This is a genomic window from Mycobacterium shunyiense (assembly GCF_058270035.1).
The window spans coordinates 167,340-190,153 of record NZ_JBZDPT010000022.1; the positions used below are offsets into that span (position 1 = coordinate 167,340).

Sequence of the window (22,814 nt, forward strand, 5' to 3'; positions counted from 1 at the left end):
CGGCATCGTGCCCGCCGAGTCCGTGCGTGACCTGGCCGCCACCGCCAAGGTCAAACCGGTGCGTATGCCCACCGGGAATGCGGCCGAAGCAGCTGAGTCCGCTGCGGCTGAGCCGCGGTACCGCCCGTCGGTGGCGTTGTCGGAGTTCATCCGGTGGCGCGATCTGACGTGCCGGTTCCCCGGTTGTGATGCCCCGGCCGAACGCTGCGACATTGACCACACCGCGCCCTGGCCCGCCGGGCCGACGCATCCGTCGAACACCAAACTATTTTGCCGGGCACACCATTTGGTGAAAACGTTCTGCCCCGGCTGGTCTGACCGCCAACGACCCGACGGGACCATCGAGTTCACCACCCCCACCGGACACACCCATGTGACCGAACCTCACGGTGCCGGTCTGTTCCCGACTCTGGCTCAACCGACCGGGGACCTCAACCTCGCCGACCCTGAACCGCAAGCCCCGCACCCCGATCGCGGTGCGAAGATGCCCAAACGCTCACGGACCCGCGAACAAGACCAACGTGACCGCATCGCCGAAGAACGACGCCTACGCGCCGAACTCAACAACGACCTCGCCTACGAACGCGACTACCAAGCCTGGCTCGCCGAAGAAAACGGACCACCACCACCCTTCTGAGCAGGGGCGATCAAGCTTCGGCGCGTTCCTTCAGCCGCTGCAGGGTGAGCTGGATGTGCTCGGCGTTTGCGCCGTCGCGGTCGGGCACCCCGGTGGCCAGCCCAGCGACCTTCTTGAACCAGCCAGCACGGCGGTCCCAGGTGGACTCGGTCACCGTGCAACCGCCCTCGGCGGCAGTGATGTCGTAGCGCCAGTGCGCCACCGGGAACACCAGGGACTTCACGTCGAAGGCGAACGTCTTGCCGGGCTCGGCGTCGGTGACGGTGCACGTCGTGCTCCAGGCCTTCGAGCCATTGCGGTTGTGACCCTTGAAAACTGACCCGGGGGTGGCCGAACTGCCCTTCTGCCACTTCATCGCATGAGCCTCCTCGGCGAGCGAGGCCAGCGTGGGCAGATCGGTGATGAGTGCGTACACGGCTGCGGGATCGGCAGCGATCGACACAGTGGCTTTCACAGGCGCGGTCATGGGCCGATCGTAGACCCGGGCTACCGGTCGATCATCCGCATCTGGGCCTCGGTGTGATGGTCGCCGGCGGGCGCGGCGAGATTGTCGAGCCGGGACAACTGGTCGGGAGTCAGCGTGACCGCATCCGCCGCGATGTTCTCCTCCAGTCGTTCGACCCGCCTGGTTCCCGGAATCGGCACGATGTCGGGGCCACGCGACAGCAGCCAGGCCAGCGCGACCTGCCCTGGCGTCGCTCCCGAGGCCTCGGCGATGGTCCGCACCTCGTCGGCGAGCCGCAGATTCACCGCGAAGTTCTCGCCGGTGAACCGGGGGTTGTCGCGGCGGGTGTCGTCGTCGGCGAGGTCGTCGACGGATCGGATCTGGCCGGTGAGGAAGCCGCGTCCGAGAGGTGAGTAGGCGACGAAGCCAATACCTTTCTCGCGCAAGATATCCAGGATTCCGTCCTCGGGGTCTCGGGTGAACAACGAGTACTCCGATTGCAGTGCGGTGATCGGGTGGACGGCGTGGGCACGCCGGATGGTCTCGACCCCTACCTCGGACAACCCGATATGGAGAACCTTGCCCTCGGCGATGAGGTCGGCCAGCACGCCGATGGTTTCCTCGATCGGCGTGGAACGGTCCAGGCGGTGCTGGTAGTAGAGGTCGATGTGGTCGGTGCCCAGGCGCTGGAGCGACCCCTCCACCGCGGTGCGGATGTTGGCCGGGCTGCTGTCCGCCCCGTCGCGGCCGGTGTGGGAGATCATCCCGAATTTGGTGGCGAGCACGACCTTGTCGCGTCGACCCTTCAGTGCCTGCCCGACCAACACTTCGTTGGCGTAAGGGCCGTACACCTCGGCAGTGTCGATGAGGGTGACGCCGAGGTCGATGGCCCGGTGGATGGTGCGGATCGACTCGGCGTCGTCGCGACCGGCGCTGCCATAGGCGAAGGACATGCCCATCGTGCCCAGACCGATCCGCGCCACTTCGAGGTCACCCAACCGTGCGGTCTGCAAAGTACCCATCGCTCCAGTCTGCCCGGGAATCGGTGGCCGCGCCGTGGTGTTGTGCCGCATATGACCGAGCGCCAGGTGCTGCAGCCGAGCGCAGCCCACCCCATCACCATCACCCCGACCGGACGTCGGGTCACCGTCACCGTCGGCGGCGCGATCATCGCGCAGACCGATGCGGCCCTGACCCTGCAGGAGTCGACTTATCCAGCCGTGCAATATATTCCGCGCGCCGATGTCGTGTGGGAAACGCTGACTCGTAGCGCTGCCACCACCTACTGTCCCTACAAGGGTGAGGCGAACTATTACCACGTCGGCGACGTCGAGGACGCGGTCTGGACCTACGAGCAGCCGTACGCGGCCGTCGCTGAAATAGCCGATCACCTGGCCTTCTACCCGCAGAAGGCCGACATCGCCCTGGCCTAGTCTGGAGCGGTGCCCTCAATCAGCGTCACGTTCGAAGGCCCGGCCAGTCCGGGGCTGACGCTGGCTCCCTGGCGCCGCGGCGGGTACGACCCGACCAACCGGATCAGTGTCGACGGCGCGATCTGGCGCGTAAGCGCGATGAAAACCGGTCCGGTGACCGCACGGATCACCAAGTCAGCCGTCGACACCGTGGACTGCGAGGCGTGGGGCCCGGGTGTCGCGGAGTTCCTGGACGGTTTTCCGGCGCTGGTGGGTGCCGACGACCACGCCGGTGACTTCGATCCCGTCGAGCCGACCATCGCCGAGGCGCATCGGCGCGTGCCGCACCTGCGTCTCGGGCGCAGCGGCCGGGTATTGGAGGCGTTGGTGCCCGCGATCATCGAGCAGCGGGTCTCGGGCATGGATGCGTGGCGAGCCTGGCGGCGGTTGGTGACGAAGTACGGCGCCCCGGCGCCCGGTCCGGCGCCTGACGGGATGCGGGTGCCACCTACCGCCGACGTGTGGCGACGTATCCCGTCGTGGGAATTCCATCGGGCCAACGTGGACCCGGGCCGGGCGCGCACCATCGTCGGCTGTGCACAGCGCGCCGATGCCATCGAGAGGCTCACCGCCGAGCGGGCGGTGACGGCGTTGCGCTCGTTGCCCGGTGTCGGTGAGTGGACGGCGGCAGAAACCGTGCAACGCGCCTTCGGCGACGCCGATGCGCTGTCGGTAGGCGACTATCACCTGGCGACGATGGTGGGACGCACCCTGCTCGGCCGGCCGATCGACGATGCGGAGATGGTCGAACTGCTCGAACCTCTGCGCCCACACCGGCAGCGGGCCGTCCGTTTGTTGGAAGCCAGTGGGCTGGCCCACAATCCGCGTTTCGGAGCGCGTCAGGCCATTCCGAACCTACGCGCGCTGTAGCCGGGGTGATTGCGCGCCGCCGTTGTCGGGTACCCCGGGGCGGAACCGATCGTGAACCGAAAGGAGCCGCAATGACCTCGTTCACCATTCCCGGTCTGACCGACAAGCAGGGCAACGAAGTGGCCCAGCTCTTGCAGAAGCAGCTCAGCACGTACAACGACCTGCATCTGACGCTCAAGCATGTCCACTGGAACGTCGTCGGCCCGAACTTCATCGGCGTCCACGAGATGATCGACCCACAGGTGGCGCTGGTGCGCGCCTACGCCGACGAGGTCGCCGAACGGATTGCTGCGCTGGGCAAATCGCCGAAGGGTACCCCGGGGGCCATCATCTCTGACCGCACCTGGGACGACTACTCCGTCGGACGTGACAACGTGCAAGCGCACCTCGCGGCGCTCGACCTCGTCTACAACGGGGTGATCGAGGACACCCGCAAGGCGATCGACAAGTTGGAGAAACTCGATCTTGTCTCCCAGGACGTTCTCATCGACCATGCCGCCGAACTCGAGAAGTTCCAGTGGTTCGTCCGGGCTCACCTGGAGAGCGCCGGGGGCACGCTGGCCCATGAGGGCGCACCTACCGAGCGCGGTGCCGCCGGCAAGGCGCGGCGTAAGAGTGCATAGGCTGCGCGCTTGACCTCAACAGTTGTTGAGGTGCCAGGCTCGGTGTCATGCCTACCTGGATCTGCACGGGATGCGGTGTGGAACACCCGGATTCCGCCATCGAACCGGCCGACAGCTGTGTGTTGACCTCGGAGGTCGTCTCGATCGAGGAGCGTGGAGACCTACCGCCGCATGGCACCTGGACGACGCTGGAGGAACTGGCGGCGCAACCGCACCACACCGAACACGTCGATCACGGTCGCGGAGTGCACAGCTTGCGGCGGGCGCCCAAGTTCGCCATCGGGCACCGGTCGTTTGTGGTGCAGGCGGCGGACGGGAACCTGCTGTGGGATGCGCCGGGCTACCTGGACGACGAGATCATCGGCCTCGTTCACGGCCTCGGTGGTGTCGACGCCGTCGCTGCCAGCCATCCCCACATGTTCGGGGCGCAACTCAGTTGGAGCAGGGCCTTCGGCGGCGTGCCCGTGTACGTGAATGCCCTTGACGCAGAGTGGCTTCCGGCTCCCGATCCGCTGATAACGCAGTGGACCGAGGAGCTGGAACCGCTGCCCGGAGTGCGATTGATCCACGTCGGCGGTCACATGCGGGGCAGTTCGGTGGCGCTGACGGCTGACGGCACGCTGTTGGTCGGGGACACCATCTCCGGCGGACTGGCCAGCAACTGGGTGTCGTTTCAGCGCAACTTTCCCAAGCACGTCCCGCTGTCGGCCGCGGTGGTGCGCCGGATCGTGGATCGGCTAGACGGGTACGACTATGACCGGCTCTACACCCTTGGCGGCGACGAGATAGACAGCGCCGCCAAGGAGGTAGTGCACCGGTCAGCTGATACTCATATCCGTTGGGTCAGTGGGGAATTCGACCATCTGACCTGATCTAGCGGGTGCGCTCCTGGTCCAGGGTGTCCTCGCGGACCGGGCGCTCGGCCAGCGCCTCCGGGGAACCGAACAGGAACGAGTAGGCCAGACCGGCGATGGCCGCACCGACCAGTGGGGCCAGCCAGAACGCCCACAGCTGCGCGGGCGCGCCGTTGCCGTTGAAGAACGCGACCGCCGTGGAGCGGGCCGGGTTGACCGAGGTGTTGGAGATCGGGATCGAGATCAGGTGGATCAGCGTCAGGGTGAGGCCGATCGACAGACCGGCGAAGCCTTTCGGTGCGCGGTCATCGGTGGAACCGAGGATGACCAGCAGGAACACCGCGGTCAGGATCACCTCGGCCAGGAGCACCGCGGCCAGCGAGTATCCGCCGGGGGAGTGTTCGCCGTAACCGTTGGCGGCCATGTTCCCGGTGGCAGACCAACCGTCTTTGCCGCTGGCGATCACATAGATCACCACGCCGGCCACCAGACCGCCCACCACCTGCGAAATCCAGTACGGCAAAACGGCCACCCACTCGACGCGGCGGGCCAGTGCGGCACCCAGCGTGACGGCCGGGTTGAAGTGCCCGCCGGAGATGGTGCCGAAGGCGTAGACGCCGGTCAGCACCGTCAGGCCGAACGCGAGGGCCACCCCGAGGAACCCGATCCCCACGGAGAAGCCGTCGGAGAGAAACTTCGCGGCGAAAACCGCGCTACCGCAACCGCCCAGGACCAGCCAGAACGTCCCGATGAATTCGGCTGCCAATCGATGTGACATGCTCGGCGTACTCATGGCGAACTCCTCCGTAGATGTGGTTCATCCGGAGGGTTTCACGCCAGTAGCCGATGGCAGAGTCGTTGTTGCCGAATTGATCGCACAGTGAAATTTACGTTGCCGTGAAAATCAGCGGTATGCGGTCAACCGGGCCACCAGCGCCACCGCGCCGTCATCGCCGATGGCCTGCGCGTCAACCGCTCCTGAGCTGCGTCCGACCCGCCAACGTGCGCGCCTCGTAACGTGATTCGTCACCGCCACGGAACTGGCGCAGGTAATTGACTCGCAGCGAAGCCGTCCGCCAAGGCTCGCCGGCGTCGGCACCGAGGGCCGCGGAGCCGACGAGTTCCAGCGCCGCTGCCGATACTCCACCGTGCACGATGCCGATGCTGTTGTTGATGACGGGGTCGGGCAACTGCCGCAGTACCGCGGTGCTCCCACCGGTCTCGGCGACCTGGACCGACATGCGGTCCTCCAGTGCCGCAGGTGGCGCGCCCTCGGCTGAGTCGGTGGGCCATTCGAGGATGTGCCCTGGCGCATGGATGTGGAAGGACCGCACCGTCGCGGTCCCGATCAATTGGTCTCCGTGAGTGAGCTCCGACAGGCTCAGCGAACCTGTGCCCTTCGGGCCGAACGGCCGGGCGGTCGCCACCACGGGCACCTCCGGCGTGGCAGTGACCAGGTCTATGGCATTCGGGGTGAGCTCGATGGCCAGCTCGCTGGACACGGTCCACTCGTCTTCGTTGCGGCGAAGGTGGTTGATCAGCCCGCCGATGTGATCGACCAGCATCGCCAGCGGAGCGATGGTCGGTACCCGCGTCAGGGGATTGAGTAGTCCGCCGACGGGGATGGAGGCCACGCAGCGATCCGGGCGCTCTTCAAGGGTTTGTACGCCCATGCGGCCCAACGGGGTATTCAGCGGATAGTGCATCGCCGTCAACAGTTACGCCCACCACGGTAGCCATATACCCCCTAGGGGTATACAGTGGCCACATGACCACGACCGAACACGCGATGCACGAAGACGAACACGCCGGTCATGCGGGACATGCCGGCCACGGCGACCACGTCGCCCAGTTCCGCCGGCTGTTCTGGGTCATGGCGGTTCTGGCAGTGCCGACGGTGGCTCTCTCGCCGATGTTCGCGATGCTCCTCGGCTATTCGATCCCGGATATCCCCGGAGCACGCTGGATCTCCCCGGTGCTCGGCACCGTCATGTACGTCTGGGGTGGTCGGCCCTTCCTGACCGGTGCCGTCAGCGAGATACGTTCGCGCGCACCGGGAATGATGCTGCTGATCGGATTGGCGATCACTGTCGCGTTCATCGCGTCGTGGGGCGCGAGTCTCGGCGTACTGCACCATCAACTGGACTTCTGGTGGGAACTGGCGCTGCTGATCGTGATCATGCTGCTGGGCCACTGGATCGAGATGCGCTCCCTGGCGCAAACCACTTCCGCTTTGGACTCGCTGGCTGCGCTGCTGCCCGACGAGGCCGAGCGGGTCGAGGGTGACGGCGAGGCCGAGCAGGTGGTCACTGTTCCCCCAACGGATCTGCGGGTCGGTGATCTGGTGATCGTGCGGCCGGGTGCCAGCGTCCCCGTCGACGGCCGGATCATCGACGGTGCAGCCGATATGGACGAGTCGATGGTCACCGGTGAGTCGCGGACGGTGCGCCGAAGCGTGGGAGACGACGTCGTCGCGGGCACCGTCGCCACCGACTCCGGATTACGCATCCGGGTGACGGCCGTGGGCGACGACACCGCCCTGGCCGGCATCCAACGGCTGGTCGGCGAGGCGATGAACTCGTCGTCGCGAGCGCAGCGACTGGCCGACCGGGCCGCGGGCTGGCTGTTCTGGTTCGCCCTGGGATCGGCACTGCTGACGGCGCTGGCCTGGACCCTGTTCGGCGAACCTGACCAGGCCGTCGTCCGCACCATCACGGTGCTGGTGATCGCATGCCCGCACGCCCTGGGCCTGGCCATCCCGCTGGTGGTGTCCATCGCGACCGAGCGGGCCGCCCGCGGTGGTGTGCTGATCAAGGATCGGCTGGCGCTGGAAACCATGCGCACCGTCGGGGCGGTCCTGTTCGACAAGACCGGCACGCTGACCAAGGGTGAGCCGGCCGTCACCGCCATGGCGGCCACCGAGCGTCCGGACAACGAAGTGCTGGCGCTGGCAGCAGCCGCCGAGGCCGACTCCGAACACCCGCTGGCCCGCGCCATCGTCGACGCGGCTCGTCGCCGCAACCTCGACATTCCGCCGGCCAGCGACTTCAGTTCGTCACCCGCGGTCGGTGTCAGTGCCATGGTCGGTGGGCATCGGGTGCAGGTCGGCGGCCCCGCATTGCTCGACCAGGCCGGGCGCTCCGCGCTGCCGGATGCCTCCGGGTGGGACGGCGCCACCGTGCTGCACGTGCTGGTCGACGGGGAAGTGGCCGGCGCGCTGGCGCTGGCCGACGAGGTGCGCCCGGAATCCCGGCAGGCCGTCGACACGCTGCACGACCTCGGGATCGAAGTGGTGATGATCACCGGTGACGCAGCGCCCGTCGCTTCGGCGGTGGCGACAGAACTAAGTATCGACCGGGTCTTCGCCGGCGTGCGGCCCGAAGACAAGGCGGCCAAAGTCGCCGAACTGCAGGGTGAAGGTCTGACCGTCGCGATGGTCGGTGACGGCGTGAACGACGCGCCGGCGCTGGCCCAGGCCGACGTCGGCATCGCGATCGGCGCGGGAACCGATGTCGCCATCGCATCGGCAGGCGTCATCCTCGCCAGCTCGGATCCCCGGTCGGTGCTCTCGGTAATCGAGCTTTCCCGGCAGTCGTACCGGAAGATGAAGCAAAACCTTTGGTGGGCAGCGGGTTACAACCTGATCTCGGTGCCGTTGGCTGCGGGAGTGGCCGCTCCACTGGGCTTTGTAATGCCGATGTCGGTCGGAGCGATACTGATGTCAGCGTCGACGGTTGTCGTGGCACTCAATGCGCAGTCGCTACGTCGTCTCGACCTACGGCCCGAGGCCGGCGTGCGCAGCGTTGCGCGGGCCTCGGGACGTTGATCATGCAATTCTAAGAATCTGACTAAGCTTTCCTGCAAATATTGATTGTTGATATAACGGCACTATAACGGCACAATGTGATGTGTATGGCAAACTAAATTGACGCAAGGGGTTACTGCCGGGCCCGGCGGGGGCTGAGATGCCCTCGATGGGGTCGGCATGAAATCCTAAGGGCTGCACTGGAATTCGCTGGTTTATCGATCAGTCGGCGAGCGTGTTCCAAAGCCGCCAAGCAAGTATAGTTAGGCTTGGCTAAGTTGGCATCTGCCACGGTAGTTGCCTTATCGTTTTCTCCACTTATGGCGTGTGGGACATAGCCGTCGTCCAGTGCTGCACGGAGGCGCCCACGCCGAGCCGGCTTCTTCGTAGAAGCGTGTTGAAGGGCAAGGTGGGAATGGCGCCCAGCAAGGTCGGGCTGTACAACCCCGCATATGAACACGATGCGTGTGGTGTGGCAATGGTGGCAGACATCCATGGTCGCCGCAGCCGGGACATCGTGGACAAGGCGATCACAGCACTGGTGAATCTGGAGCACCGCGGTGCCCAGGGCGCAGAACCGAACACCGGCGATGGCGCAGGCATCCTGCTGCAGGTCCCCGATGCGTTCCTGCGTGAGGTAGTCGATTTCGAACTCCCCGAGGCCGGAAGCTACGCCACCGGCATCGCCTTCCTGCCGCAGTCGTCGCGTGACGCGTCGACGGCAGCCGAGGCCGTGGAGAAGATCGTCGAGGCCGAGGGCCTGAAGGTGCTCGGCTGGCGCCAGGTGCCGACCGACGACTCATCGCTGGGCGCACTGGCGCGCGACGCCATGCCGACGTTCCGGCAGCTGTTCATCGGCGGCGCCACCGGCATGGACCTGGAGCGCAAGGCCTACGTCGTGCGCAAGCGCGCCGAACACGAGTTGGGCACCAAGGGCCCGGGCCAGGACGGCCCCGGCCGCGAGACGGTGTACTTCCCGAGCCTGTCCGGGCAGACCTTCGTCTACAAGGGCATGCTGACCACGCCGCAGCTCAAGGCGTTCTACCTGGACCTGCAGGACGAGCGGATGACCAGCGCGCTGGGCATCGTGCACTCCCGCTTCTCCACCAACACGTTCCCGTCGTGGCCGCTGGCCCACCCGTTCCGGCGGATCGCCCACAACGGCGAGATCAACACCGTCACCGGCAACGAGAACTGGATGCGCGCCCGTGAGGCGCTGATCCGCACCGACGTGTTCGGCACCGACGGACTCGACAAGATCGTCCCCGTCTGTACCCCCGGCGCATCGGACACCGCCCGTTTCGACGAGGTGCTCGAGCTGCTGCACCTCGGTGGCCGCAGCCTGCCGCACGCCGTGCTGATGATGATCCCCGAGGCGTGGGAACGCCACGAGTCGATGGATCCCGCGCGCCGTGCCTTCTACGAGTTCCACGATTCGCTGATGGAGCCCTGGGACGGACCCGCCTCGGTCTGCTTCACCGACGGCACCGTCATCGGCGCCGTGCTCGACCGCAACGGCCTGCGCCCCTCGCGCATCTGGGTGACCGACGACGGCCTCGTCGTGATGGCGTCGGAGGCCGGCGTCCTTCCGCTCGACCCGTCCACCGTCGTCAAGAAGCTGCGCCTGCAGCCCGGCCGGATGTTCCTGGTGGACACCGCCCAGGGCCGCATCGTCTCCGACGAGGAGATCAAGGCTCAGCTGGCCAGCGAGCAGCCCTACCAGGAGTGGATCGAGGCGGGCCTGTTCCCGCTCGACGAGCTGCCGCCGGGTGACTACGTCCGGATGCCGCACCACCGCGTGGTGCTGCGTCAGCAGATCTTCGGCTACACCTACGAGGAGCTGAACCTGCTGGTCGCGCCCATGGCGCGCACCGGTGCCGAAGCCCTCGGTTCGATGGGCACCGATACGCCGGTCGCCATCCTCTCGGCCCGGCCGCGGATGCTGTTCGACTACTTCCAGCAGCTGTTCGCCCAGGTCACCAACCCGCCGCTGGACGCCATCCGCGAAGAGGTGGTCACCAGCCTGCAGGGCGTGATCGGGCCCGAGGGCGACCTGCTCAACCCAGGTCCGGAATCGTGCCGGCAGATCGTGCTCTCGCAGCCGATCCTGCGCAACGCCGATCTGTCCAAGCTGATCTGCGTCGACCCCGACCACGAGGTCCGGGGCCACAAGCACGGCATGCGCGCCGCGGTGATCCGCTGCCTCTACCCGGTCAACCGGGGCGGCCAGGGCCTCAAAGAGGCGCTGGACAACGTCCGCGCCAAGGTGTCGGAGGCCATCCGCGAGGGTGCCCGAATCATCGTGCTGTCCGACCGCGAATCCAACGAGACCATGGCGCCGATCCCGTCGCTGCTGTCCGTCGCGGCGGTGCATCACCACCTGGTTCGCGAGCGCACCCGCACCAAGGTCGGCCTGGTGGTCGAGGCCGGTGACGCCCGCGAGGTGCACCACATGGCCATGCTGTGCGGCTTCGGCGCCGCCGCCGTCAACCCGTACATGGCCTTCGAGTCGATCGAGGACATGGTCGACCGCGGTGTGATCGCCGGAATCACCAGTGATCAAGCCAAGGCCAACTACGTCAAGGCCGCAGGCAAGGGCGTGCTGAAGGTGATGTCCAAGATGGGCATCTCCACCTTGGCCTCCTACACCGGTGCCCAGCTGTTCCAGGCCATCGGCATCTCCCAGGACGTGCTCGACCAGTACTTCGTCGGGCTGAGCTGTCCAGTGGGCGGCATCGACCTCGACGACATCGCCGCCGACGTCGCCACCCGCCACTCACTGGCCTACCTCGACCGTCCCGACGAGCGCGCCCACCGCGAGCTCGAGGTCGGCGGCGAGTACCAGTGGCGCCGCGAGGGCGAGTACCACCTGTTCAACCCGGACACGGTGTTCAAGCTGCAGCACTCGACCCGCACCGGTCAGTACTCGATCTTCAAGGAGTACACCGCCCTGGTCGACGACCAGAGCGAGCGGATGGCCTCGCTGCGCGGTCTGCTGAAGTTCCGTGACGGTGTCCGCCAGCCGATCTCCATCGACGAGGTCGAGCCGGCCTCCGAGATCGTCAAGCGCTTCTCCACCGGTGCCATGAGCTACGGCTCGATCTCGGCCGAGGCACACGAGACGCTGGCCATCGCGATGAACCGCCTTGGCGGACGTTCGAACTCGGGTGAAGGCGGCGAGAGCGTGCACCGCTTCGAGCCGGAGGAGAACGGCGACTGGCGCCGCAGCGCCATCAAGCAGGTGGCCTCCGGCCGGTTCGGTGTCACCAGCCATTACCTGACCAACTGCTCTGACATCCAGATCAAGATGGCCCAGGGCGCGAAGCCTGGTGAGGGCGGCCAGCTTCCGGGGCACAAGGTGTACCCGTGGGTGGCCGAGGTGCGGCACTCGACCCCAGGTGTCGGCCTGATCTCGCCGCCGCCGCACCACGACATCTACTCGATCGAGGATCTGGCACAGCTGATCCACGACCTCAAGAACGCCAACCCGGCCGCGCGTGTGCACGTGAAGCTGGTGTCCGAGAACGGCGTCGGAACGGTCGCCGCGGGTGTCTCCAAGGCACACGCCGACGTGGTGCTGATCTCCGGCCACGACGGCGGTACCGGAGCCACCCCGCTCACCTCGATGAAGCACGCCGGCGCCCCGTGGGAGCTGGGCCTGGCCGAGACGCAGCAGACCCTGCTGCTCAACGGCCTGCGCGACCGCATCGTGGTCCAGGTCGACGGTCAGCTCAAGACGGGCCGTGACGTCGTCGTCGCCGCGCTGCTTGGCGCCGAGGAATTCGGCTTCGCCACCGCGCCACTGGTGGTGTCGGGCTGCATCATGATGCGCGTCTGCCACCTCGACACCTGCCCGGTGGGTGTGGCCACGCAGAACCCGGTGCTGCGTGAGCGGTTCAACGGCAAGCCCGAGTTCGTCGAGAACTTCTTTATGTTCATCGCCGAAGAAGTCCGTGAACTCATGGCGCAGTTGGGCTTCCGGACCGTCAACGAGATGGTCGGCCAGGTCGGTGCACTGGACACCACCAAGGCCGCCGAGCACTGGAAGGCCCACAAGCTGGACCTGACGCCGGTGCTCTACGAACCCGAGTCGGCGTTCATGAACCAGGACCTGTACTGCAGCTCGCGGCAGGACCACGGTCTGGACAAGGCACTCGATCAGCAGCTGATCACCCAGAGCCGCGAGGCCCTGGATTCCGCTTCGCCCGTCCGTTTTTCGACAAAGATCACCAACGTCAACCGCACCGTGGGCACCATGCTCGGCCACGAGGTCACCAAGGCCTATGGCGGGCAAGGGCTTCCGGACGGCACGATCGACATCACGTTCGACGGCTCCGCGGGCAACAGCTTCGGCGCGTTCGTCCCGAAGGGCATGACGCTGAGGGTCTACGGCGACGCCAACGACTATGTCGGCAAGGGTCTGTCGGGTGGCCGGATCGTGGTCCGCCCCGCCGACGAGGCACCGGCCGACTTCGCCGCCGAGGACAACATCATCGCCGGCAACGTGGCACTGTTCGGCGCCACCAGCGGCGAGGCGTTCCTGCGCGGCCAGGTCGGCGAGCGGTTCGCGGTCCGTAACTCCGGCGCCCACGCGGTCGTCGAGGGCGTGGGCGACCACGGTTGCGAGTACATGACCGGCGGCAAGGTCGTCATCCTCGGACCCACCGGCCGCAACTTCGCGGCGGGCATGTCCGGCGGTGTCGCCTACGTCTACGACCCGGCCGGCGTGCTGGGTGAGAACCTGAACACCGAGATGGTGGAGCTGGAGGCCATGGAGGCCTCCGACGCCGAATGGTTGAAGGGCATCCTCACCGCCCATGTCGACGCAACCGATTCGGCTGTGGGACAACGGGTCCTGTCTGATTGGGTTAACGAGTTGAAGCACTTTGTGAAGGTCATGCCGCGCGACTACAAGCGTGTGTTGGCCGCAATCGCCGCCGCTGAACAGGCCGGCGAGAATGTCAACGAGGCGATCATGGCGGCCGCCAATGGCTGATCCGCGCGGTTTCCTCAAGCACACCTCGAAGGAACTCCCGACCCGCAGGCCGGTTCCGCTGCGCCTGAAGGACTGGAAAGAGGTCTACGAGGACTTCTCCCACGACAAGCTGCGGGACCAGGCATCACGATGCATGGACTGCGGTATCCCGTTCTGCCACAACGGCTGCCCGCTGGGGAACCTGATCCCCGAGTGGAACGACCTGGTCTACAAGGACCGGTGGCGCGACGGGATCGAGCGGCTGCACGCCACCAACAACTTCCCGGAGTTCACCGGACGGCTGTGCCCCGCCCCGTGTGAGGCGTCCTGTGTCCTTGGCATCAACCAGGATCCGGTGACCATCAAGCAGGTCGAGGTCGAGCTCATCGACAACGCCTTCGACCAGGGCTGGGTTGTCCCCAAGATGCCCGACGTGCAGACCGGCAAGAAGGTCGCCGTCGTCGGGTCCGGACCCGCCGGACTGGCCGCCGCCCAGCAGCTCACGCGCGCCGGTCACACCGTCACGGTGTTCGAGCGCGCCGACCGCATCGGCGGCCTGCTGCGCTACGGCATCCCCGAGTTCAAGATGGAAAAGCGCCACATCGACCGGCGTCTGGAGCAGATGGCGGCCGAAGGAACCCAGTTCCGGCCCGGCGTCAACGTCGGCGTCGACATCACCGTGGCGCAGCTGCGGCTGAACTACGACGCAGTCGTGTTGGCCGGGGGTGCCACCGCATGGCGTGACCTGCCGATCCCGGGCCGCGAGCTCGACGGCATCCACCAGGCCATGGAATTCCTGCCATGGGCCAACCGATTTGCCTCGGGCGACTTGGATGTTTCAGTCCTCGACGAGAACGGCCAACCGCCGATCACCGCCAAGGACAAGCACGTCATCATCATCGGCGGTGGCGACACCGGCGCGGACTGCCTGGGCACCTCGCACCGGCAGGGTGCGGCCAGCATCCACCAGTTCGAGATCATGCCGCGCCCGCCGGAGACCCGCGCGGACTCGACCCCGTGGCCGACCTACCCGCTGATGTTCCGGGTGTCCTCGGCCCACGAAGAGGGCGGCGAGCGCGTGTTCTCGGTCAACACCGAGGAATTCACCGGCGCCGACGGTCGTGTCACCGGCCTGCGCGCGCACGAGGTCAAGATGAATGCCGGCAAGTTCGAGAAGGTCGAAGGGACCGACTTCGAGCTCAAGGCCGACCTGGTGCTGCTCGCCATGGGCTTCGTCGGACCGGAGAAGGAAGGCCTGCTGAGCAAGCTCGGTGTCGAGCTGACCGACCGTGGCAACGTCTCCCGCGACGAGAACTTCCAGAGTTCGGTGCCCGGCGTCTTCGTCGCCGGTGACATGGGCCGTGGACAGTCGCTGATCGTGTGGGCGATTGCCGAGGGCCGGGCCGCCGCCGCTGGTGTCGACCGCTACCTCATGGGCAAGACCGCTCTGCCGGTGGTGATCAAGCCGACGGCAGCGCCGCAGCGCTAGGTTTCCGCGTTTCGACTCGCCAACCGGGGGGTGGAGAGGTGAGGCTGCGACGTCGCGTCGTCGTAGGTGCAGTAGTTGTGGCTGTCCTGGCGGTGGTGGTGCACAACCACCTGGTGCCGTTCGGGACCCATTTCTTCGGGTTGACCGAGAACAACTTCGACCTGGACACCTACCGCGCCGGCGTGCACGCCTCCTGGGACGGTAGGAGCCTGTACCAGGAACCGGCGCTGCGCGGCGCCTGGTTCGTCTACCCGCCGTTCGCGGCCTTCGTCCTGGCGCCGTTCGCCTGGCTCGGTTTCGACGTCGCCAAGTACGTCCTGCTGGCCCTCTCGATCTGCTTGCTGGCGCTCATCGCGTGGCGGATCCTGCGACTGGCCGGGATCCGCGCCGATCTGCGGCTCGGCGTGATGAGCGCAGCGCTCGCGGTGATCGCCGTGGATGTCGAACCGGTGCAGGCCACGCTGTGGTGGGGACAGATCAATGTCCTGCTCATGGCGATGGTGGCGCTCGACCTGCTGCGCCCGGAACAGTCCCGATGGCGGGGGATCGGGCTGGGTGTCGCCGCGGGCATCAAGCTCACCCCGTTGGTATTTCTCCCGTACCTGTTGCTCACCCGGCAGTGGCGGGCTTCGGCCACGGCCGCGATCACCTTTGTCGCGACGGCGGCGCTCACCTGGCCGCTGCTGCCGAAAGACAGTGCGTGGTTCTGGACTCACCTCGGCGACACCGCCCACATCAGCTCGATCGACCACCTGGCCAACCAGTCGATCAACGGATTTCTGGCCCGGTACTTCGCCCCGAACCCACGGCCGGAGTGGCTGTGGATCGTGGTGAGCCTGCTGGTACTCGCGGCATGCATGGCCATCGCGGCGTGGGCACACCGACGAGGCGAACGGGCACTGGCCGTGATGCTGGTGGGTTTGACCGGCTGCGCGGTGTCGCCGTTCAGTTGGGCAGCGCACTGGGTGTGGTTCGCCCCCGCGATCTTCTGGCTCGTCGCGAAGGCGTGCACGACGCAGGGTCATTGGGCCCGCGGCTGGGCGTACCGGGCTGTCGGGCTGCTCGCGTTGACCTTCATGTGGACACTGCACCGGCCCGGCCGCAACCACACCACCATGTACTTCAGCGGGGTGTACTGGAATTTCCTGGACCTGCGGCGCTTCTGGTCCGGCCAGATCGCGAGCGGTTGGTACCCGCTGGTGTTCGGATGCTTCGTGGTCGCGGCGGTCAGTTGGCTGCGGCTGAGCACGCCGCCGGAGCCGGACGATCCCGACGAGATCGCCATGACCTCAGACGACCTCGACGACTACCCGCCGGAGTTCCTCGACGAGGCGTTGGCGCGGGCCCAGTAAGGCAAATTTGAGAGATTTCTTAATTAACTGTCGTGACCTGCATCACAGCACGTAGATGGCTTGACCAGCGTCGAAATGTGATCCACATCTCGAAAAGGAGCCTTTCGGTCGCCTCAATCGCCACATTAGTCTCGTTAGAAACATCTGATGTTTTTGCGGCGTGCCTCGCCCAGTTTGCCGGATGGCGGGTATTTAATGACGTGGTGAGAGTGCTGCGGTAACGTAGAACTACGGGTACAGCAACCAGTAATTCGCAGGAGTGTTCACCGTGTACATCAACCCGATCAGTCGGTCACGGATGGGTCGTATTGCCTGGTCATTGTTCCGTCATCCGATGAAGAGCCGTGAGTTCCCGGCCAAGAACGAGCGCCTGGCCACGGCGGACGAGCTACTTCGCTTCGGTTTCTGACGGGTATCCGTCACAGCGCACGACGCCCTCGAATCGACGCAAAAGCGCCGGTCCGAGGGCGTAGCTGTTTGTGTCAGACGGTGAGCTGACCTGAGTCCCTGATTGCCTCGGCCAACGGTTCCAGCACGGCCGGATCGTAGGGCGGCGGCAGATAGATGATCGCCAGATCCAGGCCCTCGGCGCCCAGCGCCGCCGCCTCGTCGACGACCTTCGCGACATCGTGGTCCGGACCCAGCCGCACGTGCGCCGACAGGGTGATCTCCTTGGGGTCGCGGCCGAGATCGGCGCAATGCGCGGCCAGCACATCGCGCTTGCGGGCGAACTCCTCGGGTGGACCGCCTACGAAATTCCAGTGATCGGCGTACTTCGCGGTGATGCGCAGCGTGCGCTTCTCGCCACTGCCGCCGATGCAGAACGGCGGATGCGGCTGCTGCGGGCCCTTGGGCTCGTTGCGGGCATCCTTGAGTTGGTAGAACTTGCCGTCGAACGTCGTCGTGTCCTGTGTCAGCAGTCCTTTCAGGACCTCGCAGGCCTCCTCGAACCGGTCGAAGCGTTCCTTGATCGAGCCCAATTCGATTCCGTAGGCACCCGATTCCTCTTCGTTCCAGCCGGCGCCGATGCCGAGCTCGAGGCGGCCGTTGGAGACGATGTCGAGTGCCGAGGCCATATTCGCCAACACGGCGGGATGGCGGTAGTGGATACCGGTGACGAGCACACCGACGCGCAACCGCTCGGTGGCCTGGGCGAGCGCGGTCAGCGTCGTCCAGCCCTCGAGGCAGGGGCCCGACGAGTCGGAGAAGATCGGATAGAAGTGGTCGAACGTCCAGCCGGATTCGAAGACGTCGATCGTGTCGGCCGCTTTCCAGATGGCAAGCATGTCGGCCCAGGTCGTGTTCTGCGGGGATGTTTTGAAGGCGAAGCGCACGCCTTCAGAAACTAGTCCCGTCGCAGCATTCATTCCGGACGAACCGGTCAATGCTGATTCCGTATCTTCGGTGCCATTTAGACGCCGCAATCGGTAGTCTCAGGCAGGGAAATATGCGGAATCACGCGATCAGACCATCTGGGAGTAGACATGAGCGAGTACGCAGTCACCGATCCGGCGACCGCAAAGGTGGTCGCCACCTACCCGACCTCGACCGACGCCGAGATCCAGGCCGCCATCGAAGCTGCCGCCAAGACCGGCCGCACCTGGGCACGCACCACCACGGTGGCCGAGCGGGCCGCGCTCATCGGTAAGGTCGCCGCCCTGCACGAGCAGCGTCGCGAGCAACTCGCCGACGTCATCGTCCGAGAGATGGGCAAGCCGCGCGACCAGGCCCTGGGCGAGGTCGACTTCAGCGCCGCCATCTACCAGTACTACGCCGACAACGCCGAGAAGTTCCTCGCCGACGAGGAGATTCCCCTGCTTGAGGGCGAGGGCAACGCGGTGGTCAAGCGAGGTCCCGTCGGTGTGCTGCTCGGGATCATGCCGTGGAACTACCCCTACTACCAGGTCGCCCGCTTCGCCGGCCCAAACCTGATCGTGGGCAACACAATTCTGCTCAAGCACGCTCCGCAGTGCCCCGAATCCGCCGAACTGCTGCAGCTGATCTTCCTGGAGGCCGGGCTCCCGCAAGGCGCCTACGTCGACATCCGTGCCACCAACGACCAGGTTGCCGAGATCATCGCCGACCCCCGGGTGGCCGCGGTGTCACTGACGGGTTCCGAACGGGCCGGTGCGGCAGTGGCCGAGATCGCCGGCCGCAATCTCAAGAAGTGCGTGCTGGAACTCGGCGGGTCCGACCCGTTCATCCTGCTGTCCACCGACGATCTCGACGCGACGGTGGAAGCCGCCGTCGAGGGGCGGATGGAGAACACGGGGCAGGCCTGCAACGCCGCCAAGCGGTTCATCGTCGCCGAGGACATCTACGACGACTTCCTGACCAAGTTCACCGACAAGCTGCTGGCGGCCGCCGACGGGATCGCCCCGCTGTCCTCGGAACTGGCCGCCGAAAGGCTCGAACAGCAGGTCAAGGACGCCGTCGCGCAGGGTGCCGAGCTCAAGTCGGCAGGTGAGCGCCGCGGTGCGTTCTATCCGCCTGCCGTTCTCACCGGAGTGACCGAGGACAACGACGCCTACCGCCAGGAGCTGTTCGGCCCGGTGGCCGTGGTGTACAAGGCCGGTTCGGAAGACGAGGCCGTCGAGATCGCCAACGACACCCCGTTCGGATTGGGTTCCTACGTCTTCACCACCGATGCCGATCAGGCCGCCCGCGTGGCCGACCGGATCGATGCGGGCATGGTGTTCGTCAACGCGGTCGGTGCCGAAGGGGCCGAGTTGCCGTTCGGCGGCATCAAGCGGTCCGGTTTCGGGCGCGAGCTCGGCAGGTTCGGCATGGACGAGTTCGTCAACAAGAAGCTGATCCGTACGGTCACCTGACGCTGACGTGCGTTCGCGCATGCGCGATCGCATCGTCCAGCGAATCGAGCAGGTGGTTCTCGTGCCGTAGTGACTCGAACACGCCGACGTTGGCCAACAACTCGGCGTGTTCGGGTCGAACACCCTTGATGATCACCGTGATCCCGCGTGACTCCAGTTCGGTGGCGATCTCCGCGAGGGTGTGTGCGCCGGTGGCGTCGAGCATGCCGAGTTGCGACATCCGGATGATGACGACGGAAGTGTGTGGATGTTCGGCGTCCACGATCGCGCTCGAAATACGTTCGGCGGCACCGAAGAACATCGCACCGTCGAGCCTCAGTAGCGCGATCTCGTCGTCGCCGGGTAGCTGCGGACCGGGAAGTTCCTCTCGAACCACGCTGCTGCGCCGCGCCACGGAACGCAACGCGAAGAATGCGGCGACGACAATGCCGATCTCGACCGCCTCGATCAGGTCGAAGCACACGGTCACCACCGCGGTCAGAACGAAAGTCAGCGCATCGGAACGGGTGGAGCGCAGGATCTTTCGGACCGTGCCCGCCGAGATCATCCGGAACGACGTCACCATCAGCACTCCGGCCAGCGCGGCGAGTGGAATGGTCGAGACCGGTCCGGTCGCCAGATAGACCACACCGAGCAGCACCAGTGAGTGCACGATCGCCGCGACGCGTGTTCGGGCGCCGGCCCGGACGTTGACCGCGGTGCGCGCGATCGCGCCCGTTGCGGGCATGCCGCCGAAAACACCCGAAGCCACTGACGCCAAACCCTGCCCGACCAACTCGCGGTCGGGGTCGTACGGTCCGGTCGGTGACATCGTGGCCGCAACCCGCGCGGAGAGCAGCGATTCGATGGCCGACAGCGCGGCAATGGCCAGTGCCGCGCCGAGCAGGGTGCGCAAGGCGCCCAGATCGGCGTGGGGGAACACCGGGGCGGGCAGATGCGACGGCAACTCACCGATCGCGGCCACCGGGATGTGGAGGATGCTGACCAGCACGGTGACCACGATGACCGCTGTCAGGGATTCCGGAATGGCGCGGTGCAGGCGGGGGAGCGCGACCATCAGGAGCGCGACAACCCCAACCACCCCAAGGGTTTTCGCTGCGGCTGTCCACTCTGCCTGGGCGATCACCGTGATCGCGGCGGGCAGCGTGCGCTCGCCGGCGGGTGCCTGTTGGGCGAATGCGGCGGGGACCTGCTGCAGGAAGATGATCATCGCGATGCCCAGGGTGAACCCCTCGATCACCGGCCACGGGATGAACGTCACCGCCCGGCCCAGGCCGGTGACGCCTGCGGCCAGCACCACCAGCCCCGCCACCACTGTCACCAGTGCGATGCTGCCGAGTCCGTGTTGCGCGACGATCGGCGCGAGGACCACCGCCATCGCTCCTGTCGGGCCGGACACCTGCACGTGCGAACCGCCGAACACCGCCGCGACCAGGCCCGCCACCACTGCCGTGACCAACCCTGCGGCGGCTCCCACCCCCGAGCTGATCCCGAAAGCCAACGCCAACGGCAGTGCCACCACGCCGACGGTCACCCCGGCGAGGATGTCGCGGCGCCACGAGCGCGGCAGTTCGGTGTAGTCGCCGCGGTTGGGCAGTAGCCGAGACATGGTGGGACCTGACGAATTGATGGATTGAAGAATATCTCAATCCACTGTAGGGCTGCCCGTCATAGGGCGCAAATGCACGTCCCGATGCGGGCACACTGGAGGTATGAACGGCGTCCTGTACTTCGACGGCAACTGTGGCATGTGTACCCGCAGCGTGAACGCTCTGACGAGCCGGCAGCGCACCGGCGATCTGCGGACCGCGCCATTTCAGGCCGCCGGCACCGCTGACCGGCTCGGGGTGCCGGCCGATCAGATGCTCGAAGCGGCATGGTGGCAGGACTCCTCGGGCGAGGTGTACCGCGGCGCCGAAGCGATCAACGCCGCCGTCTCGGCCGGGTTCGGCACCAGGATTCCGTTGCGCGTGTACCGGGTGCCGGGGGTACGTCAACTGCAGAACGCGGTCTACCGCTGGGTCGCGACGCATCGCTACCGGTTCCCGGGCACCACGCCGCACTGCGCGGCGCGGCCGGGGGACTGCTGAGCAGTGCCCATGGACCCGGTGACCGCACTACGTCAGATCGCGTACTACAAGGATCGCGCCCGGGAGGACCCGCGGCGGGTGATGGCCTACCGCAATGCCGCCGACATCGTCGAGGCGCTGTCCGATGCGCAACGGGAACGCCTCGGCGCGACGAACGGTTGGCAGTCGTTGCCAGGGGTGGGGCCCAAGACGGCGAAGGTGATCGCCCAGGCATGGGCCGGCCGGGAGCCCGACACCCTCGTCGAATTGCGTGAGGCGGCTGTCGATCTCGGGGGTGCAGAGGTGCGGGCCGCACTCCGGGGAGACTTGCACGTGCACTCCAACTGGTCGGACGGATCCGCTCCGATCGAGGAGATGATGCTGGCCGCGCGCGACCTCGGACACGAGTACTGCGCGCTGACCGACCACTCGCCACGGCTCAAGATCGCCAACGGGCTGTCCCCAGACCGGCTGCGTGAGCAGCTCGACGTCATCGAGGACCTACGCGAGGCTGTGGCCCCGATGCGGATCCTGACCGGGATCGAAGTCGACATCCTCGAAGACGGATCGCTGGACCAGGAACCCGAACTGCTGGAACGCCTGGACGTGGTGGTGGCAAGCGTGCACTCGAAGCTGGCGATGGACTCGGAAGCCATGACCCGGCGAATGGTCAAGGCCGTCTCGAATCCGCACACAGATGTGCTGGGGCACTGCACCGGACGCCTGGTCACCGGCGGCCGCGGCATGCGGCCCGAGTCGAAATTCGATGCCGAGAAAGTCTTTACGGCCTGCCTCGAACACGGCACGGCCGTCGAGATCAATTCCCGTCCCGAGCGGCGCGACCCGCCGACCCGGCTGCTGACGATGGCGCTGGAGATCGGCTGCGTGTTCAGTATCGACACCGATGCACACGCACCCGGCCAGCTGGATTTTCTCGGCTACGGGGCCCAGCGCGCCCTGGACGCCGAGGTACCGATCGAGCGCATCGTCAACACCTGGCCCGCCGACGAACTGCTGGAGTGGGCCTCAGGCGGCTGAGGTGAACGGATTGTGTTCGGCGATCAGCTTTTCCATCCTGGCCTCATCGAGCCGGACCCGGATGGTGGTGGCTTCCTGCTGATCGCGGATCACCTTGGCCAGGGTGAACGAGCTCGTCACGAGGAATAGGACCGTCATCGCCAGGAACAGGCGCTGCCACAGGTCCAGGGGCAGGAACAGGACCCCGCCGAGCAGACCGAGAAAGCTGGCCCCGAAAGCGATGGCGGCCTGGAGGAAGAATGCGGCGGTGACCCTGGATGAGTCGTTGAAAGCGTTCATGTCTCGCAGCTTGTCGTAGTCCGGGGTGCTGCGGATGGGGGACATTACTCAGATTTCATGCTCAGTTCCGTTGCC

At 66.4% G+C, this 22,814-nt stretch carries 18 protein-coding genes and 1 pseudogene; 12 read left to right on the plus strand and 7 right to left on the minus strand.

What is annotated here, in order from left to right; all coding sequences use genetic code 11:
- On the plus strand, window positions 1-637 hold a 637-nt coding region (locus AC4ELS_RS15930), incomplete at its 5' end, for an HNH endonuclease signature motif containing protein (RefSeq protein WP_499048116.1).
- A gap of 10 nt (window positions 638-647) precedes the next feature.
- Here the strand turns inward: AC4ELS_RS15930 and AC4ELS_RS15935 are convergent.
- On the minus strand, window positions 648-1,103 hold the full coding sequence (locus tag AC4ELS_RS15935; RefSeq protein WP_498883584.1) for an SRPBCC family protein: 456 nt from the start codon (window positions 1,101-1,103) through the stop codon (window positions 648-650).
- Between the two features lie 20 nt (window positions 1,104-1,123).
- Entirely contained in the window at window positions 1,124-2,095 is a 972-nt protein-coding gene (locus AC4ELS_RS15940) for an aldo/keto reductase (RefSeq protein WP_498884090.1), read from the minus strand.
- A 60-nt stretch (window positions 2,096-2,155) separates the two neighbouring features.
- On the opposite strand from AC4ELS_RS15940, the gene AC4ELS_RS15945 reads away from it, so the two are divergent.
- The 4 genes from AC4ELS_RS15945 (at window position 2,156) to AC4ELS_RS15960 (ending at window position 4,919) form a co-directional block, all read left to right on the plus strand.
- Entirely contained in the window at window positions 2,156-2,515 is a 360-nt protein-coding gene (locus tag AC4ELS_RS15945; RefSeq protein WP_064883023.1) for a DUF427 domain-containing protein, read from the plus strand.
- 9 nt (window positions 2,516-2,524) lie between these two features.
- Entirely contained in the window at window positions 2,525-3,424 is a 900-nt protein-coding gene (locus tag AC4ELS_RS15950; RefSeq protein WP_498883586.1) for a DNA-3-methyladenine glycosylase family protein, read from the plus strand.
- Window positions 3,425-3,495: 71 nt separating this feature from the next.
- Window positions 3,496-4,047, plus strand: a complete 552-nt coding sequence (locus AC4ELS_RS15955; protein WP_055118784.1) for a Dps family protein — start codon at window positions 3,496-3,498, stop codon at window positions 4,045-4,047.
- A gap of 47 nt (window positions 4,048-4,094) precedes the next feature.
- Window positions 4,095-4,919: an MBL fold metallo-hydrolase gene (locus tag AC4ELS_RS15960; RefSeq protein ID WP_498883588.1), complete on the plus strand. Its 825-nt coding sequence runs from the start codon at window positions 4,095-4,097 to the stop codon at window positions 4,917-4,919.
- Window position 4,920: 1 nt separating this feature from the next.
- On the opposite strand, the gene aqpZ is transcribed toward AC4ELS_RS15960, so the two are convergent.
- Both aqpZ and AC4ELS_RS15970 read right to left on the minus strand, forming a co-directional pair.
- Complete coding sequence (gene aqpZ, locus AC4ELS_RS15965; protein ID WP_064883020.1) at window positions 4,921-5,694, minus strand: aquaporin Z; 774 nt, start codon at window positions 5,692-5,694, stop codon at window positions 4,921-4,923.
- A gap of 111 nt (window positions 5,695-5,805) precedes the next feature.
- Window positions 5,806-6,607 (minus strand): annotated as a pseudogene (locus tag AC4ELS_RS15970) (PaaI family thioesterase).
- Window positions 6,608-6,669: 62 nt separating this feature from the next.
- On the opposite strand from AC4ELS_RS15970, the gene AC4ELS_RS15975 reads away from it, so the two are divergent.
- The 4 genes from AC4ELS_RS15975 to AC4ELS_RS15990 all read left to right on the plus strand — a co-directional run bounded on the left by AC4ELS_RS15975 (window position 6,670) and on the right by AC4ELS_RS15990 (window position 16,522).
- Window positions 6,670-8,727, plus strand: a complete 2,058-nt coding sequence (locus AC4ELS_RS15975) for a heavy metal translocating P-type ATPase (protein WP_499048118.1) — start codon at window positions 6,670-6,672, stop codon at window positions 8,725-8,727.
- A 394-nt stretch (window positions 8,728-9,121) separates the two neighbouring features.
- Complete coding sequence (gene gltB / locus AC4ELS_RS15980; RefSeq protein ID WP_064958509.1) at window positions 9,122-13,702, plus strand: glutamate synthase large subunit; 4,581 nt, start codon at window positions 9,122-9,124, stop codon at window positions 13,700-13,702.
- Window positions 13,695-15,170 carry a glutamate synthase subunit beta gene (gene gltD / locus AC4ELS_RS15985; RefSeq protein ID WP_055118773.1) on the plus strand — a complete coding sequence of 492 codons (1,476 nt, stop codon included), beginning with the start codon at window positions 13,695-13,697 and terminating at the stop codon, window positions 15,168-15,170. Before gltB ends, gltD begins: the two co-directional genes overlap by 8 nt.
- 38 nt (window positions 15,171-15,208) lie before the next feature.
- Window positions 15,209-16,522, plus strand: a complete 1,314-nt coding sequence (locus tag AC4ELS_RS15990; RefSeq protein ID WP_499048120.1) for a glycosyltransferase family 87 protein — start codon at window positions 15,209-15,211, stop codon at window positions 16,520-16,522.
- Window positions 16,523-17,004: 482 nt separating this feature from the next.
- On the opposite strand, the gene AC4ELS_RS15995 is transcribed toward AC4ELS_RS15990, so the two are convergent.
- Window positions 17,005-17,856 (minus strand): LLM class F420-dependent oxidoreductase, encoded by an 852-nt coding sequence (locus tag AC4ELS_RS15995; protein WP_064935414.1) that lies wholly within the window; start codon window positions 17,854-17,856, stop codon window positions 17,005-17,007.
- A 150-nt stretch (window positions 17,857-18,006) separates the two neighbouring features.
- On the opposite strand from AC4ELS_RS15995, the gene AC4ELS_RS16000 reads away from it, so the two are divergent.
- Window positions 18,007-19,353: an NAD-dependent succinate-semialdehyde dehydrogenase gene (locus AC4ELS_RS16000; protein WP_499048122.1), complete on the plus strand. Its 1,347-nt coding sequence runs from the start codon at window positions 18,007-18,009 to the stop codon at window positions 19,351-19,353.
- Here the strand turns inward: AC4ELS_RS16000 and AC4ELS_RS16005 are convergent.
- Window positions 19,346-20,962, minus strand: a complete 1,617-nt coding sequence (locus tag AC4ELS_RS16005; protein WP_448446082.1) for a SulP family inorganic anion transporter — start codon at window positions 20,960-20,962, stop codon at window positions 19,346-19,348. The genes AC4ELS_RS16000 and AC4ELS_RS16005 overlap by 8 nt on opposite strands.
- A 103-nt stretch (window positions 20,963-21,065) precedes the next feature.
- On the opposite strand from AC4ELS_RS16005, the gene AC4ELS_RS16010 reads away from it, so the two are divergent.
- Window positions 21,066-21,443, plus strand: a complete 378-nt coding sequence (locus AC4ELS_RS16010; protein WP_135361336.1) for a thiol-disulfide oxidoreductase DCC family protein — start codon at window positions 21,066-21,068, stop codon at window positions 21,441-21,443.
- 9 nt (window positions 21,444-21,452) lie between these two features.
- Window positions 21,453-22,460, plus strand: coding sequence for a PHP domain-containing protein (locus AC4ELS_RS16015; RefSeq protein WP_448446083.1), 1,008 nt, complete (start codon window positions 21,453-21,455; stop codon window positions 22,458-22,460).
- On the opposite strand, the gene AC4ELS_RS16020 is transcribed toward AC4ELS_RS16015, so the two are convergent.
- On the minus strand, window positions 22,449-22,739 hold the full coding sequence (locus AC4ELS_RS16020; RefSeq protein ID WP_064883028.1) for a YiaA/YiaB family inner membrane protein: 291 nt from the start codon (window positions 22,737-22,739) through the stop codon (window positions 22,449-22,451). The genes AC4ELS_RS16015 and AC4ELS_RS16020 overlap by 12 nt on opposite strands.
- Window positions 22,740-22,814 lie beyond the last annotated feature (75 nt).

What these genes read in the sequence shown, in the direction of transcription:
- AC4ELS_RS16000 (WP_499048122.1), top strand. Translation starts at nt 18,007, where the DNA reads ATGAGCGAGTACGCAGTCACCGATCCGGCGACCGCAAAGGTGGTCGCC.
- AC4ELS_RS15975 (WP_499048118.1), top strand. Translation starts at nt 6,670, where the DNA reads ATGACCACGACCGAACACGCGATGCACGAAGACGAACACGCCGGTCAT.
- gltB (WP_064958509.1), top strand. Translation starts at nt 9,122, where the DNA reads ATGGCGCCCAGCAAGGTCGGGCTGTACAACCCCGCATATGAACACGAT.
- gltD (WP_055118773.1), top strand. Translation starts at nt 13,695, where the DNA reads ATGGCTGATCCGCGCGGTTTCCTCAAGCACACCTCGAAGGAACTCCCG.
- aqpZ (WP_064883020.1), bottom strand. Translation starts at nt 5,694, where the DNA reads ATGAGTACGCCGAGCATGTCACATCGATTGGCAGCCGAATTCATCGGG.
- AC4ELS_RS16005 (WP_448446082.1), bottom strand. Translation starts at nt 20,962, where the DNA reads ATGTCTCGGCTACTGCCCAACCGCGGCGACTACACCGAACTGCCGCGC.
- AC4ELS_RS16020 (WP_064883028.1), bottom strand. Translation starts at nt 22,739, where the DNA reads ATGAACGCTTTCAACGACTCATCCAGGGTCACCGCCGCATTCTTCCTC.
- AC4ELS_RS15935 (WP_498883584.1), bottom strand. Translation starts at nt 1,103, where the DNA reads ATGACCGCGCCTGTGAAAGCCACTGTGTCGATCGCTGCCGATCCCGCA.
- AC4ELS_RS16015 (WP_448446083.1), top strand. Translation starts at nt 21,453, where the DNA reads ATGGACCCGGTGACCGCACTACGTCAGATCGCGTACTACAAGGATCGC.
- AC4ELS_RS15960 (WP_498883588.1), top strand. Translation starts at nt 4,095, where the DNA reads ATGCCTACCTGGATCTGCACGGGATGCGGTGTGGAACACCCGGATTCC.
- AC4ELS_RS16010 (WP_135361336.1), top strand. Translation starts at nt 21,066, where the DNA reads ATGAACGGCGTCCTGTACTTCGACGGCAACTGTGGCATGTGTACCCGC.
- AC4ELS_RS15945 (WP_064883023.1), top strand. Translation starts at nt 2,156, where the DNA reads ATGACCGAGCGCCAGGTGCTGCAGCCGAGCGCAGCCCACCCCATCACC.
- AC4ELS_RS15955 (WP_055118784.1), top strand. Translation starts at nt 3,496, where the DNA reads ATGACCTCGTTCACCATTCCCGGTCTGACCGACAAGCAGGGCAACGAA.